The organism is Deinococcus aquaedulcis (assembly GCF_019693445.1).
Lineage (GTDB): Bacteria > Deinococcota > Deinococci > Deinococcales > Deinococcaceae > Deinococcus > Deinococcus aquaedulcis.
Map to the genome: position 1 here is coordinate 352,299 of NZ_JAHRBL010000001.1, position 15,925 is coordinate 368,223.

The window sequence follows — 15,925 nt, forward strand, 5'->3', positions numbered from 1 at the left end:
CCCTGAATCCCCGCCCGCTACAGCGTCGCCTTGGCCATGCTCCAGGCGCGCTCGAACACTTCGCCGCGCTCGGGGCGGGCCATCACGCGGGCCAGGCCCTGGGCCAGCGTCATGTGCGGCACGGTCACTTCCGAGACCCGCTGCACATCGTCCCAGCGCGCTTCCACCCGCACGATGTCGCCGGCCTGCGCCTGCAGGGCGATGTGCAGGCCGCCCTCGCCGCGCAGCTCCACGCCGCACAGGTCGCCATTTTCGCGGCCACAGCGGGCGCTGCGGAAGTCCACCGTGCGCAGATCGCGCCAGCCCAGCGTGTCGGCCACGAAGCCAGCGAACAGCCGGGCGGGCAGGTCCTTTCTGCCGGCATGGCGCACGGTCATGGCGGTCACGCGCGGGAGCTGCCGCGCCGCTTCCGGCACATCGAACACCTGCGCCAGGGCCTCGCGCCACGACGCCGAGCGGCTCCAGCCCAGGTCAGCCAGCGCGTAGTGGCGCGAGGGCGGCACGTCCAGCGTCAGGCTGTCCACGATCACCTGATCGGCAATTTCAGTCAGTTCGCTCAGCAGTGGGCCTTCGGGGCGGCTGTCGGCACCCCACCACACATGGTTCACGGTGGCGGTGCGGATCAGCGGCAGAATAGCGCCCTGCAGCTGCGCGGAGCTGGCTTCCAGCGTCAGGCGCTCCACGTACAGGCCGCCCTGCTGCGGCACCAGACTGGCGTGGACCAGCAGGTCGCCCACGCCGTCCATTACGCCAATAATCTGGCGCCCGGCGTAGCGGCCTTCCAGGCCCGAGAGCGCCTCCTGCACCCGCGCGAGGTGTTTTTTGACCGTCAAGGCAATCATGTTGCCGGTGTAGGCGCGCGTCTCTACGCCCGCGCGCACCCACAGTTCGTCCAGCGTGGTCTGGGCGCCGCGCACGGTGGTGTCCACCGGCCCCAGCTGGCCGGGGGTCTGGCTGATCCGGGTCACAGGTCGCCTCACCCCCTCACAGCCGCCGCCAGCGGCGGTCGGGGCCCATCAGCTCGTCGGCCTCGTCGGGACCCCAGGTGCCGGCCACGTAGTTGGGGAAATCCGGGCCCTTGCGGGGGCGACGGCCGGGCTGCGCGTCCCAGGTGTCCAGAATGCCGGACACGATCTGCCACGCCAGATCCACCTCGTCCTCGCGGGGGAACAGGGTGGCGTCGCCCAGCATGGCGTCCAGCAGCAGGCGGGAATAGGGGCTTTCGAGCTGCGCGCCAAAGGCGTCGTAGCGGAAATCCATCACCACCTCGCGCAGCACCATCTCCTGCCCCGGGGTCTTGCTGGAAAACTTCAGGCTCACGCCCTCGTCGGGCTGAATGCGGAAGGCCAGCACGTTGCGTTCCAGGCCGCCCGGGAAGATGCCCAGCGGCGGACGCTTGAACACCACGGCAATTTCCGTGACCTTCTTGGGCAGCCGCTTGCCGGTGCGCAGGAAAAACGGCACGCCCTGCCAGCGCCAGTTGTCCACTTCCAGTTTCAGGGCCACGTAGGTGGGCGTGGTGCTGCCCGCCTTCACATTGGGTTCCTCGCGGTAGCCGGGCACCTCTTCGCCGTACAGGGTGCCGGGGCCGTACTGCCCGCGCACCGCCACCTCGTCCACGCGCCCAGAAGGAATCTCCTTGACGGCGCGCAGCACCTTCACCTTCTCGTCGCGGATGGCGTTGGCATCAAAGGCGGCGGGCGGCTCCATAGCCGTCAGGGCAAACAGCTGCATCAGATGGTTTTGCAGCATGTCGCGCACCACGCCCGCTTCTTCGTAGTAGCCCGCGCGGCCTTCCAGGCCCAGGTCCTCGGCAGCCGTGATCTGCACATGGTCCACAAAGCCCCGGTTCCACAGCGGCTCGAAAATGGCGTTGCCGAAGCGGATCGCCATGAGGTTTTGCACCGTTTCCTTGCCCAGGTAGTGGTCAATGCGGTACACCTGCGACTCGTCCCAGACGCGGTGAATGGCGTCGTTCAGCTCGCGCGCGCTTTTCAGGTCGTGCCCAAAGGGCTTCTCGATCACCAGCCGGCGCCAGCCCTCGGATTCGTCCGACAGGCCCAGGCGACCCAGCCCGTTGCTGATCGGCTCAAAGAGGCTGGGGGGGGTGGACAGATAGAACAGGGCGTTCTTGCGCCCACCGTGGTCCTCCTGGGCGCGGCGCAGCTCCTTGTCAATCAGCTGGTACACCTCGTCGCCGCCAAAGTCCCCGAACTCGTAGTACAGCAGCTCGCGGAATTTCTCCAGGCTGCCGGGCTGCGGCGTGTCGGTTTCCTTGCTCTCCTTCAGCGCGGCCAGCACAAAGTCCTTGAACTGCTCGTCGTTCATCTCCTGGCGCCCAATGCCGACGATGTTAAAGGCGCTGCCCAGCAGCCCGTCCTGCCACAGCCCGAACACGGCGGGCAGCAGCTTGCGCCGCGCGAGGTCGCCGGTGGCCCCGAAAATCACCAGGGTGGCGGGCTCCGGCGCGCGGCTGCGGCGCATCAGGGCGCGGAAAGGGTTGGTGCCGTCGGCGCCGGGGGCCTGGGCGCCCCGGGCGCGGCGCGGCGCGGCCGACGGGGCCGCCTGGGCGGCTTGCCCGGCGGCTTTTTTCGTCTTCTTCGGGGCGGCCCCTGCGGTGTTCGTGCTGGCCTTGCGGGGGCTCACTCGTCACCCTTCACGCGCTGGTGGCCGGTTTCGCCCAGTTGCTCGGCCACGCTGCCCTCGCCCGCGCTGGTCGTATGCCCAATGTTCTCGGGGGCCGCCGCCTTGGGGTGGTCGCCGGGGGCCACCTCGGGCACCAGCCCTTCCTGACGGGGCGCCTCGATGGTCTTGACCGCGTGCCCGCCGAACGCGCGGCGCATGGCCGAAAGCATCTGGCCGGCGTAGCTGACCTCCTGCTGGCTGCGGAAGCGCATCTGGGTGGCCAGGGTGATCACCGGGGTGGGCACGCCCAGTTCCACCGAATCAATGATGGTCCAGCGCCCCTCGCCGCTGTCGGCCACGTAGTCCGAGAGCTGATCGAAATCCGCCTTGTTCTTCAGGGCCTCAGCGGTCAGGTCCAGCAGCCAGCTGCGCACCACGCTGCCGTGGCGCCACAGTTCGGCAATCTGGGCCATGTCCAGGCCAAAGGTGTGGTGCGCCTTCATCAGCTCAAAGCCTTCAGCGTAGGCCTGCATCATGCCGTACTCAATGCCGTTGTGGACCATCTTCACGTAGTGGCCGCTGCCGGCCGGGCCCATGCGGCCCCAGCCCCGGTCGGCGGCGGGGGCGAGCACCTCGAAGACCGGGCGCAGGCGCTCCACCGCTTCCTCGGGGCCGCCGATCATCATGGCGTAGCCTTCTTTCAGGCCCCACACCCCGCCCGAGGTGCCCACGTCCACAAAGTGCAGACCCCGGGCGGCCAGTTCCTCGGCGCGCTTCATGGTGTCTTTGTAGTTGCTGTTGCCGCCGTCAATGATGATGTCGCCCGGCGAGAGGCGCCCGGCCAGATCGTCAATCACCGCCTGCGTGATGGGTCCCGCCGGCACCATGATCCACACGGCCCGCCGGCCGGGTTCGCCCAGCGCCGCGATCAGTTCGTCCATCGTGCGGGCGCCGCGCGCGCCCTGGGCCTCAATCTGCGCCACACTCTCGGCGCTGCGGTCGTACCCCGTCACGTCAATGCCGCCGCCCGTCAGGCGCAGCACCATGTTGCCGCCCATTTTGCCCAGCCCAATCATGCCGATCTTCATAACGAGACCTCCCCGGGCCCGAGAAGCGCTTCCAGCGTCCCCGGGCCAGCGTCACTTGCCGCACTATACGTGCCGCCTTCCCCCGGGCCCTGAAGAAAATCTGTACGGGAGGCCGGGCCCTTTCGGCCGCCGTGGGTGGACGAATGCCCGTGGGGGGCAGTGCTACGCTGACCCCATGACCGCGCCCCTGCCCGGGACTCCCCTGCTCGACAAGGCCCTGCACGAGCGCCTGACGCACGGCGAGATCGAAGCGCTTTATCACCTGCCGCTGCCCGAGGTGGCCGCTGCCGCTCACCAGCTGCGTCTGGCGCGGCGCGACCCCGGCGTGGTGACCTTCCTGATTGACCGCAACATCAATTACACCAACATCTGCAATGTGGGCTGCAACTTCTGTGCCTTCTACCGCACCCGCCGCCAGAAGGACAGCTACACCCTGGATTACGAGCAGATCAGCGCCAAGATCCGCGAACTGGAGGCGGTGGGCGGCACCCGCATTCTGTTACAGGGGGGCGTGAACCCCGAACTGGGGCTGGACTACTACACGGGGCTGCTGCGCCACGTGAAGGCGAACCACCCCACCATCCGTATTGACGCCTTCTCGCCCGAAGAAGTGCTGTTCATGGAAAAGACCTTTGGGCTGGACCTGGACGCGCTGCTCGATACCCTGATTGAAGCGGGGCTGGACGGCCTACCCGGGGCCGGCGGCGAGATTCTGGAAGACGAGGTGCGCGCCAAAGCGGCCCCCGCCCGGATTCGCAGCGAGGACTGGTTCCGCATCATTGACGCGGCCCAGCGCAAGGGGCTGTACACGATTGCCACCATGGTCATTGGCTTCGGGGAAACGTACGCCCAGCGCGCCGCCCACCTTGTCAAAATCCGCGACCAGCAGGACAAGGCGCTGCGCGACTACGGCGGCAACGGCTTTTCAGGCTTTGCCATGTGGACCCTGCAGACCGAGCACACCCGCCTGCACGGCAAGGCGCCGGGCGCCACCGCCCACGAGTACCTGCAGCAACTGGCGATTGCCCGCATTGCCCTGGACAACATTCCCAATGTGCAGGCGTCGTGGCCCGCGCAGGGCTTCAAGGTGGCGCAGGCAGCGCTGTACTACGGCGCCAACGACCTGGGCAGCACCATGCTGGAAGAGAACGTGGTGTCGGCGGCCGGGGGGCATGGCCGCCACCGCGCGACCGTGCGCGAACTGATCCGTATTGCGGTGGACGCGGGCTTTACCCCCGCCATTCGCAACAGCCGCTTTCAGATCATCGAGTGGCCGGACGCGGAGGCTGTGCTCAGCCGCGCCGACGAGAATCCCGAGGCGGCCCGGGCCGTGGGCGCCGGGCAGTAGAAGAGGGGAGAGGCTGGCTCGGCCCTGCGACTGAAGCGCCTTGCGGGATCGAGGTGCGGGGTCTTGAGCTTTGCTCATCGCGCGCCCGGTGGCTGTGTGAGGCGCAGGGCTGGACGGAAGAAAAGCAGAGAGGCGTCAGGGTTGATGCCTCTCTGCCCAGCTGTTTTCCTGGTGCCGTCCGAAAAACGCTGGCCGGTTCACGCCCGCAGATCCCTCCCCAAACGCGCCGCGCCGGTTAGAGGCATGCCTCTAACCGGCGCGAGTTCTCGAATCCCTCTGCTTCTTTGCTCTCAGGCGGCGCCGGAGTAGGGCTCGTCGGGGGCGTGGCCGTCGCGGGCCAACTGCTGTTCCAGATCGCTGATTGCGCTGGCGTACAGTTCAGGGCTCACCTCGGGCAACATCGCCAGTTCCAGGGCGGCGTCCTGCACCGAGTGGTGCTGACTGCTGTGCTGCCAGCCGGCCCCCTCAGCGTGCAGCAGCACGAGACCGGCGCGGATCAGAATCCGAACGCGGCCCGTGTCCGTCCGCGTATCGCTGAAGTGACGGGTAATGCTCATGGGGTCAGCATACGTCCACTACATGACGAATTTCATACGCCAATGTGATGAGTTCTCAACTTTCCGTCAGCTTCCGTCAGTTTCTGTCCCGCTTCGGTGGCCGAAGAAGCGGCGGTGTGGATTGGCTGGGGTACGGCTGGGCCACAGAAAAACGGCGCCAGCATGGGCCGGCGCCGTGCAGTGGGGGAGGAGGGGGCCACCCACCCCCAGCAGGGCTAAGTGCCTCGCCCCTCCCCCATGCCAACGTTTCAGAAAAACGCAGAAAGGTTTCCATTCTCGGGGCGAGGCACTTGTTTCGCTTCTCGCTCTGCGACGCAGTTGTTCCAGCCCGCTCGGTTGATCTCAAGATCAACAGCAAGCGACTTAGTGGCGGGAAGGGCCGCCGCTGTTTTTCTGCTCGGCGCGGCGGCGCAGCTCCGAGGCCAGATCGGAGAAGTCCTGGGCGCCGGGCAGCACGCGGCGCGAGTCGCGCTTGGCTTCCTGCACCACCTTCACCTGCTCGCGCCGGGAATCCGGCAGACCCAGGGCGCGGCGCTCAAAGTAGTTCTGCGCCAGCCGGCCCAGCGCGAAGGTCCAGCCGTACACGGCCGGGGCCGTGATCAGGCCGCCAATCACCGGCAGCGCCAGCTTGGCCAGCCCACGCATCACCTGCCGCGCTGCCATGCCGTAGGCGATGGTCACGCCAATTTCGCGCGCAATTTCCAGCGAACGCTCCGGCGTGATGTCAAAGCCGTAAATCTTGCCGATGTGCAGCACCATCTTGCCCTGCACCGGCGTAATCAGGAGCATGTCGGCAAAGGGGATAGGCTCCACCGCAATGGCCCCCGAGAGCAGCGCCGCACTCTTGATGACTTCCTCGGCGTTTTCCTCGCGCGACAGCGTGGGGTCCACGTCCAGATTGAAGTTGTCGAGCACCTGTTTGACAAGCGGGGGCAACATACGCGGAGTGTACTCCGCCCCCCAGAAGGCGCCCACCATCAAAATGTTTAGGTTCGCCCCGCGTTCTGGCGGCGGCCATCCGCCTGCGCCACACAGAAAAAGGACACGCCCAGGGGGGGAGGTGGCGTGTCCTTTAAGGAGGGAAGGATGAGGGGTGAAACCACCGCTCGCCTGTCATGCTACACGGCCACACTGACACGTTGCTGACAGCAGCTTGAGTTCAGACGGACCCTTTCTGTCACCGCAAGCTCATGCAGGGCCCTCGCCCTTTAGAAAGGAGGCTGAGGCAGAAATGGGTGAGGGCTATTGAGGGCTGCTTGAGTGCCTGTTGGTCCACGGAAGAGGCGCATCAGGCGCGGCCCCTAGCGGTCAGGCCCCGGTCAGCGGCCCGCCATCAGCGTTTCCAGCGGGGGCCGTCCTTGGTGTCTTCTACCGTCACGCCCACGCGGGTCAGGGTGGCGCGCAGCTCGTCGGCCTCGGCGTACTGCTTGTTCAGGCGGTAGTTCTGGCGGGCCTTGAGCACCAGTTCCATCAGGGCGCCCACCACTTCGGTGTCGTCCTGGCCCCGGGCGGCCGTGCCCGAATCGGCAAACAGGCCCAGCACATCGCCGCCCAGGGTGCGGTAGGCGTCGCGCGCCCGTTCCAGCGTGCCCTGGGGTACCGGCCCGGCATTCAGCGCCGCGTTCAGGTCGGCGGTCAGGCCAAAGAGGGCCGCCACCGCCTTGGGCGTGTTGAAGTCGTCGCGCATGGCGTCCTCAAAGGCGGCGGTGTGGGCAGCAATCCTGGCGTCCAGGGCGGCGTCCTGGCCGGCAGGTGCGGTGGGCAGGCGGCGCTCGACTTCGTTCAGGGCTTCGCTCAGGCGGCGGTAGCCACTGCGCGCGCTCTCAAAGGCCGCGTCGCTGAACTCGGTAATCGAGCGGTAGTGGCTGCCCACCAGCAAAAAGCGCACCACCATCGGGTCGTGCTGGGCGAGCACGTCCTGAATGGTCAGGAAGTTGCCCTTGCTCTTGCTCATCTTCTCGCCGCCAATGGTCAGCATGTTGTTGTGCATCCAGTAGCGGGCAAAGGGATGCCCGGCGGCCTCGGCCTGGGCGATTTCGGCCTCGTGGTGGGGAAACTGCAGATCCAGGCCGCCGCCGTGAATGTCGAAGCCCTCGCCCAGGTACTTCAGGCTCATGGCGCTGCATTCAATGTGCCAGCCCGGAAAACCGGCGCCCCACGGCGAGTCCCAGCGCATGATGTGCCCGGCCTCGGCCCGCTTCCACAGGGCAAAGTCGCGGGGATCGCGCTTTTCCTCGCGCACGGCCTCGCGCGTGCCCTCTTCCTGGTCGTCCAGCTTGCGGCCCGAGAGCTTGCCGTACTCGGGCCACGAGCGCACATCGAAATACACGCTGCCCTGCGACTCGTAGGCGTGGCCGCGCTCGATCAGTTCGGCAATGAGCTGAATCTGCTCGGTGATGTGCCCGGTGGCGCGCGGATTGATGCTGGGCTTCAGCACATTCAGGGCCTCCATGTCCTTCACGAACGACCACATGTACTTGTCAGCCACTTCCATGGGCTCCAGCTGCTCCAGGCGGGCGCGGGCCAGCATCTTGTCCTCGCCGTCGTCGGAGTCGTTTTGCAGGTGCCCCACATCGGTGATGTTCGCCACGTAGCGCACCTGATACCCAAAGTGCACAAACGCGCGCCGGATCACGTCAAAGGCCACCTCTTTCTTGGCGTGGCCCAGGTGGGCGTCGCTGTACACTGTGGGCCCGCACAGGTACATGCCCACGCGGCCCGGCGTGGTCGGCACAAAGGGCACCTTCTGGCGCTGCAAGGTGTCGTACAGAACGATGTGGGGGTCCGGCTGGGGGTGGGTCATGGGGGCTCCTGTGCAGTGAGGCAAGACAAGTGGGGCAACAAAAAACCGCGCCGCCAAGAGGATGGGGCGCGACGCGGCAGACCAGGGCTGCGGGCCGCTAGGACGGGCAACACAGGGTCAACATGGTCCTAATGTAGCAGAGGCGGCGCTGGGCGGGGACCGGGGCCAGGCCGGGGCGCGGCGTCCGGCGGCAGGCAGGCCAGGGCGCCTTGCAGCGCGGCGCTGAAGGCGCGCAGTAGGGGCAGCCCCGCGCGGTGCGGCAGGGTGGCCAGGGCCAGCGGCCGGGCCAGGGGTTCAGGCAGCGGCAGGGCCACCACACCGCCTGGCTGCGGGGTCAGGGCCAGCCGGGGCATCACGCTGACGCCCAGGCCGTGCGCCACCATGCCCAGAATCACGCTGTCCTCGCCCACCTCGGTGATCTGGTCGGCGGGCAGGCCGCAGCCGCGCAGGTAGGCCATCACGCGGCGGTGGCAGGAGTTCAGGCCGCCGGGCAGCAGCAGCGGGCCCTGGCCCAGTTCGGCCGGAACCACCGGGTGCGTGCCGCGCGAGGCCGGGGCCACGAACAGGTATTCATCCACGATCAGCGGGGTCAGGCGCAGGTCCGGGCTGTGCTCACCGATCACGATGGCGGCGTCGGCCTGCCCGCTGCGCACCAGAGCCTCGCCGCCGCCCTCGGTTTCGCCGTCCAGCAGCTGCACACGCACACCCGGGTGGGCCGTGCGGAAGGCCGCCAGCGCAGGCGGCAGCAGGTGGGTGGCGGTCGAGCGGAACGACGCCACGCGCACGGTCCCCGACAGCGCCCCGCCCTCCTGTGCGGCGTGCAGCGCGTCCTCGGCGGCCTGCAGGCTCAGGCGGGCGTAGGCCAGCAGCCGCTCACCCGCCGGGGTGGGCACCGCGCCGCCCCGGCCCCGGCGCAGCAGGGGCCGCGCGGTCAGCGCCTCCAGCTTGGCCACCGCCTCGCTCAGCGACGACTGCGACGCACCCGTGCGGGCCGCCGCTTCACTGAAACCGCCGGCCTCGGCCACGGCCAGCAGGGCCCGCAACTGGGCCAGGGTGGGCAACACCGGCGCACGCTCGAACGACATGCCCCAGTGTAGACCCCGCGCCCCCACCGCCGGATCGGGTTTACCGATGGGCGGGCCCGTGCACCCGCGCGCCTGCCGATGGTCAAAGGCATGGGTACAGGCGCACCCTGGGTCCAGAGGTGATGTTGATGACGGCTGCCCCGCGCCCCCCCCATGTTGTTCTCTCCCTGTCTCAGGAAATGCCCCTGCTGGCGGCGCCCCCCGCCGCGCGGCCCGTGTACGTGCTGGAGGTGCTGGCCCCAGACGACGCCGTGCCCACTGTGCCCGGCTGGACCCTGCGGGCATGGCCGGTGGCCCGCCTGGGCGACCTGACGCTGCAGGCCGTGCCCCAGGGCCACGAGGACCGTCCAGCCGACCTGCGCCGGGTTCTGCAGGGCGCAGGCCTGACCCCCCTGGGTCCGGTGCGCTGCCACGCGGGGTAAGGGCCTGCCCGGGTGTCCCTTCACGCGGAACGCCTGGGCGGTGCCGCTGGTGCAGAGGAACAGGGAAAAAGGGCCTCTGCAGTCCAAAAGCGCCTTTGGGTTTCTGTACTCCCCCCAGCAGAGGTTCTTGACCCGCCCATCACAAGGCGGCACGATACTGGCCGCATGACGAACGGCCTGCGTCCCTCCGCGCCCCAGCCCGAGCCCCCTGGCTCGGGCGGCGAGAGCGCGGCGCTGGTCACGGCCCGCTTTCTGCGCATGCTGAGCCTGACCCTGGCGCAGCTGGACGCCATGAAAGACGCCAATGCCCGCGCCGAATTCGCCGGCCTGACCCGGCAGGCCCAGGCGCTGGAGGCCGAGACCGACGCCCTGGAACGGGAAATCGAGGATCTGTGCCTCGCGGCTTTTGGCGCGGGCCCCAGTGAGCACGAGCTGGCCTTTTTCCTGATGGTGTTCCGCAGCCTGACCAACCTGGAACGGGTGGGCGACTACGCCTTTTCCGTGGCGCGCGACCTGGAAACCTTTGCGCCGCGTGCGCGCAGCGCCACCCTGCAGGACCTGCTGCCGCTGGTGCGCCTGCTGAGCACCATGGTCGAGCGGCTCTCATACGCCTTTGCCGAGCGCGATCTGAGTGCCGCGCGCGACGTGATGCGCCTGGACTACGAGCAGGTGGACGCCCTGTACGAGCAGATGCAGCGCGCCAGCCTGACCCGCCTGATGGAGCGCCCCGAAGACACCGATGTGGCCCTGACCGCTGGCCGCATGGCCCGCAACCTGGAACGTCTGGGCGACCATCTGGTGAACGTGGCCGAGCGCCTGGAAGTGCTGATCGGCCACGGCGCGGTGCACTAGGGCAGGTAGGCCAAGGGGTTGAGTTCAGCGGATAAGGCTCTGCTCCGCACACCGTAGGCTGTGAGGTGATGAACGTCCTTGTCGCTCCTGATGGACGTGCCGCACTGTGGGCCGCTCTTCTGACCCTGCCAGTGACCTGGGATTGGCATGACCTTCCCAAAGCCGGCGTGACGCTTCCCAGCGGCCTGCACTTCGAACGCCTCCAGGTAGACGAAGACACCTTCTGCCTGTATATGACCCTCCTCGAGTCCGAACCCTTCTATACGCAGCTCGAGGACGGCCAGGGCGACTTCACCGACGAGGAGCGCGACAACCCCGACCTGGGTATCGCGCGGCATCACGATGAGGCGGACGAGCAGTTGCAGGCCATGGTGGCCGAAGCCACGCGTGTTCTCGGCGAGCCAGATGAGCGGCGGGTAGGCGCAAGCTGGCTGATGGAAGACAGGACGATCTACCTGAGGGACGTGCAGTGGGACAAGGAAACCCCGATCGAGGTGGGTGTGGTGCTGCTGCCTCCGGGGATCGTGTGGGTCTCCCTGTGATGTTCAGCCTGGGACGGGATTGAATAGGAGATGGGTGGGCCCGACTTCAACGATCAGCACTGTGCAGCTTACCCTCCGGTATGTCCATAGACTTGGCCTACACGCTGTAGGACTGGGCGACCGGGCCCCAGGCCTGATCGCCCCTTGCTAAGCCGTTCAGCCTACATTTGCCCGGCCCCAGGCGCACCCTAGACTCTGAAGCTGTGACCACAACCCTGCCCGAGATGCCCCGCTGGCGCACCGACGACCTGTACGCCGGCCTGGATGATGCCGCCCTGACCCGCGACCTGGACGCCCTGCGCGCCCAGGTGGAGCAGTTGGAAGCACTCTTTGACGCGCAGGGGATTCAGGCCGGCGCCCCGGTGACGGCCAGCGGACTGGCCCAGGCCCTGGACGGCCTGAACCGCGTGCTGCACGACGCCGGGCCGCTGCGCGCGTACCTGTACGCGTTTGTCTCCACCGACAGCCGCAACGAGGTGGCGCAGGCGAAAGTGGCGACCCTGACCACCCTGACGCTGCCACTGGGGCCGCTGCGCTCGCGCCTGACCGCCTGGGTGGGCGGTCTGGACGACGCGGCACTGGCGGCTCTGCTGGAACAGGATGAGGTGGTGCGCGCCCACGCCCACACCCTGCGCGACGCGGTGCGCGCGGCCCAGTACCAGATGTCCCCCGCCGAGGAGGATCTGGCCGCCCGGCTGCACCCGGCCAGTGGCGGGGGCTGGGGCAAGTTGCACGGCAACGTCAGTTCCACCCTGCGCGGTGAGTTCCGGGGCCAGTCGCTGCCCGTGACCGCCCTGCGCGCCCTGGCCAGCGACCCGGACCCCCAGGTGCGCGAGGACGCTTACCACGCCGAAATCGCCGCCTGGAAGTCTCAGGAGGTTGTCTTTGCCGCCTGCATGAACGGGGTCAAGGGTGAGGCGGGCACGCTGGCCGCGCGCCGGGGCTTTGCGGACGCCGTGGCCCCCAGCCTGCTCGGCAACGGCATTGACCGGGGCACCCTGGACGCCATGCAGGCGGCGGTGGTGGCCTCGCTGCCAGACTTCCGCCGCTACTTCCGGGCCAAGGCCGCGCGGCTGGGGAAAGGGCAGCTGGACTGGTGGGACCTGTTCGCCCCTGCTGGCCAGAGCAACACCCACTGGACCTACGAGGCGGGCGCCGAGTTCGTGGAGCGCCAGTTCCGGGGCTACAGCCCCGCACTGGGCGACTTTGCCGCGCGGGCGTTTCAGGAAGACTGGATTGACGCCGGCCCGCGCGACGGCAAGCGCAGCGGGGCCTTCTGCATGCGCTGGCAGGGCAGTGACAGCCGCATCCTGATGAACCACGACCCCAGCCTGGACTCCGTGAGCACCCTGGCCCACGAACTGGGGCATGCCTACCACAACCGCCAGCTGGGCGACCTGCCGCCCCTGCAGCGCGAAACGCCGATGACCTTGGCCGAAACCGCCAGCATCTTCTGCGAGACGATCATTCAGAACGCCGCCCTGGAGACCGCCCAGGGCCAGGAGCGCCTGTATGTGCTGGAGACCCAGCTCATGGGCCACGCGCAGGTGATCGTGGACATCCACAGCCGTTTCCTGTTTGAACACGCCGTTTTCGAGCGCCGCGCGGGTGGCGACCTGAACCCCAGCGACCTGAACGACCTGATGCTCTGGGCGCAGCGCGAAACCTACGGCGACGCTCTGGGCACCCTGCACCCATACATGTGGGCGGTCAAGCCGCACTATTACGGCCTGTCCTTTTACAACTACCCGTACACCTTTGGCCTGCTGTTCGGCCTGGGTCTGTATGCCCAGTACGAGCAGGCCCGCGCAGCTGGGCAGGAAGCCGACTTCCAGGCCCGCTACGACGCCCTGCTGGCGGCCACCGGACAGGCCACGCCGCTGGAACTCGCTGCCCGCTTTGGCATTGACCTGCATGCCCCCGCCTTCTGGGAAGGCAGCCTGAACGTCATTCGCCGCCAGATTAAGGCGTACGAGGGGGTGTAGGACGTAGGGTGTGGGCTGTAGGAAACCCACACCCTACAGCCCACGACCCACAACCCTTACTTCACCCGGAGGTCCTGATCAAACCATGCCAGCACGCGCTCGCTGCCAAAGGGCCACAGGCTGAGCTGGGCAGTGCGGGCGGCTTCCTGGGCAAATTCGGGCAGGGGGCCGTGGCCCTTGGGGGTCACGTTCCAGGCCGGGGCGCCCTCGGGCAGACCGGCTAACTCGCGGGCGCGGGCCAGCCCGGTGCGCAGGTCGCCCAGTTCGTCCACCAGCCCGCGTTCCAGGGCGTCGCGGCCACTCCAGATGCGGCCCCGGCCCAGCTCGTTCACCCGCTCCTTGCTCAGCTTGCGGCCCTCGGCCACGCGGGTGGTAAAGCGGTCATAGACCTCCACGATGCCCTTTTCCACGTGCCCGCGTTCCTCGTCGCTGTAGGGGCGCGCGGCCGAGTACATCAGGGCGCGGTCACGGCCCACGCGCTCGGGGTTCAGGCCGTGGCGGCGGTTGAATTCCTGCAGCACCGGTTTGCCGCTCACCACGCCAATCGAGCCGGTCAGGGTGTAGGGCGAGGCCACAACTTTTTTGGCGTGCGTGGCCACGTAGTAGCCGCCGCTGGCCGCGTACTCACCCATCACCACCACCACGGGTTTCTCGCTGCGCTGCACCTCGCGCCAGATCAGGTCGCTGGCCAGGGCGCTGCCGCCGCCGCTGTTCACGTACAGCACGATGGCCTTCGTGGTCTTGTCCTCCTGGGCGCGCTTGAGGGCCGCCACCACCGTGTCGGAACCCGCCATCGGGCCGCCCAGCAGCGGCAGGGGCAGGGGGTTGTTGCGGCTCTTGCCGGTGATGATGGTGCCGATCAGGGGCACCACCGCCACCCGGCCGGCCTTCGCTTTGGCCTTGGGACGGCTGGGCGTCAGCCAGTCCACCACCGCCGCAAAGGGGCGCGAGGCGGGGCCGATCAGCTCGTCCTCGTAGGCCACCTTGTCAATCAGGCCGGCTGCCTGGGCGCCCTGCGCGCTGGTCAGGTCGGCCGTGAGCCACGCCAGGGCCTGCGCCTCGCTGACCCCGCGTGCCGACGCCAGATCGCTCACCCAGGCGGCTTCCAGGCTGCCCAGGTAAGCCTGCAGCTGCTCGCGGTTGGCCTCGTCCATGTGGTCCTGCGAAAAGCGGGTCAGCGCCGCCTTGTACTCCCGGATGCGCAGGTTCTCGAATTCAATGCCGCGTTTCTTCAGGAACTCGCCCAGGAAGGTGCTTTCCAGGCCAAAGCCGCCCAGGTTCACCTCCGCCGATTCGGGGGCCACCAGTTCGCGGGCGCCGCTGGCGGCGATCAGCGTGACCATGTTCAGGTGCGGCAGGTAGGCCACCACCCGCTTGTCCTGCGCCAGCTCGTGCAGCAGGCCCCGGATGGCGTGGGCCGCCGTGGGCGACGCCGTGAATTCCCCAAAGCGCACCAGCACGCCGTGCAGCCACGCCGCGCCCCGCAGTTTCTCAATGCGGCCGGCCAGGGCTTCCAGGGTCTCGGTGCGGTTCAGCAGGGCCTGCACCGGGTTGCCGGGCTGGCGCTCCGGGTAAGCGCCGCTCAGGTCCAGCACCACCCAGGTGGGCCGGGTCACCCCGCCGGGCAGCGCGTCTTTGGCCTGGGGCAGAAAGGGAATATTGGGCATGGTTCAGGCTACGGCGCCTGCCGCTGAGAAGTTCCCCGCGCCCCCAGGCGCGCGCCCATGGCCTGGGCCCGCTGGCTCAGCAGCTCGGCGGCCGGGGGCGGCAGCAGATCGTGGGCGGTGGCCTGCCACAGCGCCAGCCAGCGCGCCAGATGCGCCGCGCGCACCCCCAGCCCGGCGTGCGCCGTGTTCAGGTTGCCGCGCCAGGGCGGGCCCCCCGCGCCGCTGCCGCCCAGCATCGTGACCCAGAAGGCCGTGACCCTCTCCAGGTGCGCGGGCCAGTCCTGAACCTGCGCGGCGAAGACCGGGCCCAGCAGGTCGTCGGCCTGGGCGCGGCGGTAGAACGCGCCCACCACGGCGCGCACGGCGGTTTCCCCGCCCACCGCTTCCAGGGGCGAGGCGGGGCGGCGTGAGATCCAGCCTGGCAAGGCCGCCAGAAAGTCGGCGCGCACCTGGGCCGGCAGGTTCGGCCCGGCCCAGGCGACGGCGCGGTCCAGGCGCCAGTGCAGCGGCACCTGCAGCGGGCCTGGGCCGGCCCAGGCCAGGGCCTGCGCCCCGCGTGGCAGCGCCGACCAGTCCGGCGTGCCTGTGTGAACCAGGGCCCCCAACGCCCGCCCCAGCAGCGCCGCGCCCGTGCCCCAGCCCAGCACGGGCACCCCCGCGCGCAGGGCCCCCGACACCAGCGCCAGCTGGGCCCAGCGTTCGGGCCGGCCCTGCACGTCAGCCACCGGCAGGCCGTCGTGGGGAAGCAGCAGCGCGGCGGCCGTGGCCAGGCCAGCCAGGGCAGCAGGCACCGTGCCCGGCCACTCGGGCAGGGGGGATAGGGTCAGCAGGGGGGTATCGGATGGAGGCAGGGTCATCGGAGGGCCTTGTGGGCGAGAGGGGCGCGGCAGGGCAGCCCAGGATACGCGGCGCGCTGTGTCAGCTGGCTGGCTCCTGGGTGCTGACCGGCTG

14 protein-coding genes are annotated in these 15,925 nt (G+C 68.8%); 5 read left to right on the forward strand and 9 right to left on the reverse strand.

The annotated features are described in order from the left end of the window. Positions 1–17: 17 nt before the first annotated feature. The 3 genes from KMW22_RS01645 to gnd are packed head-to-tail and all read right to left on the reverse strand — an operon-like array spanning position 18 to position 3,713. On the reverse strand, positions 18–968 hold the full coding sequence (locus KMW22_RS01645; protein ID WP_328774555.1) for a glucose-6-phosphate dehydrogenase assembly protein OpcA: 951 nt from the start codon (positions 966–968) through the stop codon (positions 18–20). 16 nt (positions 969–984) lie between these two features. Further along, on the reverse strand, positions 985–2,646 hold the full coding sequence (gene zwf / locus KMW22_RS01650) for a glucose-6-phosphate dehydrogenase (protein ID WP_221088256.1): 1,662 nt from the start codon (positions 2,644–2,646) through the stop codon (positions 985–987). Next, positions 2,643–3,713, reverse strand: coding sequence for a phosphogluconate dehydrogenase (NAD(+)-dependent, decarboxylating) (gnd, locus tag KMW22_RS01655; protein WP_221088257.1), 1,071 nt, complete (start codon positions 3,711–3,713; stop codon positions 2,643–2,645). Before gnd ends, zwf begins: the two co-directional genes overlap by 4 nt. A 175-nt stretch (positions 3,714–3,888) precedes the next feature. Here gnd and mqnC point away from each other — a divergent pair, with 175 nt between their 5' ends. Continuing rightward, the gene (gene mqnC, locus KMW22_RS01660; RefSeq protein ID WP_221088258.1) at positions 3,889–5,061 is read left to right on the forward strand and encodes a cyclic dehypoxanthinyl futalosine synthase; all 1,173 of its coding nucleotides are present in this window, start codon (positions 3,889–3,891) and stop codon (positions 5,059–5,061) included. A 290-nt stretch (positions 5,062–5,351) separates the two neighbouring features. On the opposite strand, the gene KMW22_RS01665 is transcribed toward mqnC, so the two are convergent. From KMW22_RS01665 to KMW22_RS01680, 4 genes are all read right to left on the reverse strand, one after another. Beyond that, positions 5,352–5,618: a hypothetical protein gene (locus KMW22_RS01665; protein WP_221088259.1), complete on the reverse strand. Its 267-nt coding sequence runs from the start codon at positions 5,616–5,618 to the stop codon at positions 5,352–5,354. Between the two features lie 363 nt (positions 5,619–5,981). Next, on the reverse strand, positions 5,982–6,557 hold the full coding sequence (locus KMW22_RS01670; protein WP_221088260.1) for a YcjF family protein: 576 nt from the start codon (positions 6,555–6,557) through the stop codon (positions 5,982–5,984). A 394-nt stretch (positions 6,558–6,951) separates the two neighbouring features. Next, entirely contained in the window at positions 6,952–8,421 is a 1,470-nt protein-coding gene (gene cysS, locus KMW22_RS01675; protein WP_221088261.1) for a cysteine--tRNA ligase, read from the reverse strand. 128 nt (positions 8,422–8,549) lie between these two features. Then, the gene (locus tag KMW22_RS01680) at positions 8,550–9,506 is read right to left on the reverse strand and encodes a LysR family transcriptional regulator (protein WP_221088262.1); all 957 of its coding nucleotides are present in this window, start codon (positions 9,504–9,506) and stop codon (positions 8,550–8,552) included. A 128-nt stretch (positions 9,507–9,634) separates the two neighbouring features. On the opposite strand from KMW22_RS01680, the gene KMW22_RS01685 reads away from it, so the two are divergent. The 4 genes from KMW22_RS01685 (at position 9,635) to KMW22_RS01700 (ending at position 13,307) form a co-directional block, all read left to right on the forward strand. Further along, a complete protein-coding gene (locus KMW22_RS01685; protein ID WP_221088263.1) occupies positions 9,635–9,928 on the forward strand; it encodes a hypothetical protein in 294 nt (97 codons plus the stop codon). 258 nt (positions 9,929–10,186) lie between these two features. Further along, positions 10,187–10,780, forward strand: coding sequence for a phosphate signaling complex PhoU family protein (locus tag KMW22_RS01690; RefSeq protein WP_221088533.1), 594 nt, complete (start codon positions 10,187–10,189; stop codon positions 10,778–10,780). Between the two features lie 68 nt (positions 10,781–10,848). After that, on the forward strand, positions 10,849–11,322 hold the full coding sequence (locus KMW22_RS01695) for a hypothetical protein (protein WP_221088264.1): 474 nt from the start codon (positions 10,849–10,851) through the stop codon (positions 11,320–11,322). Positions 11,323–11,546: 224 nt separating this feature from the next. Beyond that, positions 11,547–13,307, forward strand: a complete 1,761-nt coding sequence (locus tag KMW22_RS01700; RefSeq protein WP_221088534.1) for a M3 family oligoendopeptidase — start codon at positions 11,547–11,549, stop codon at positions 13,305–13,307. Between the two features lie 56 nt (positions 13,308–13,363). Here KMW22_RS01700 and KMW22_RS01705 read toward each other — a convergent pair whose 3' ends face one another. Both KMW22_RS01705 and KMW22_RS01710 read right to left on the reverse strand, forming a co-directional pair. Beyond that, on the reverse strand, positions 13,364–14,974 hold the full coding sequence (locus tag KMW22_RS01705) for a S49 family peptidase (RefSeq protein ID WP_221088265.1): 1,611 nt from the start codon (positions 14,972–14,974) through the stop codon (positions 13,364–13,366). Positions 14,975–14,982: 8 nt separating this feature from the next. Then, positions 14,983–15,831 carry a group III truncated hemoglobin gene (locus tag KMW22_RS01710; protein WP_221088266.1) on the reverse strand — a complete coding sequence of 283 codons (849 nt, stop codon included), beginning with the start codon at positions 15,829–15,831 and terminating at the stop codon, positions 14,983–14,985. Positions 15,832–15,925: the final 94 nt, after the last annotated feature.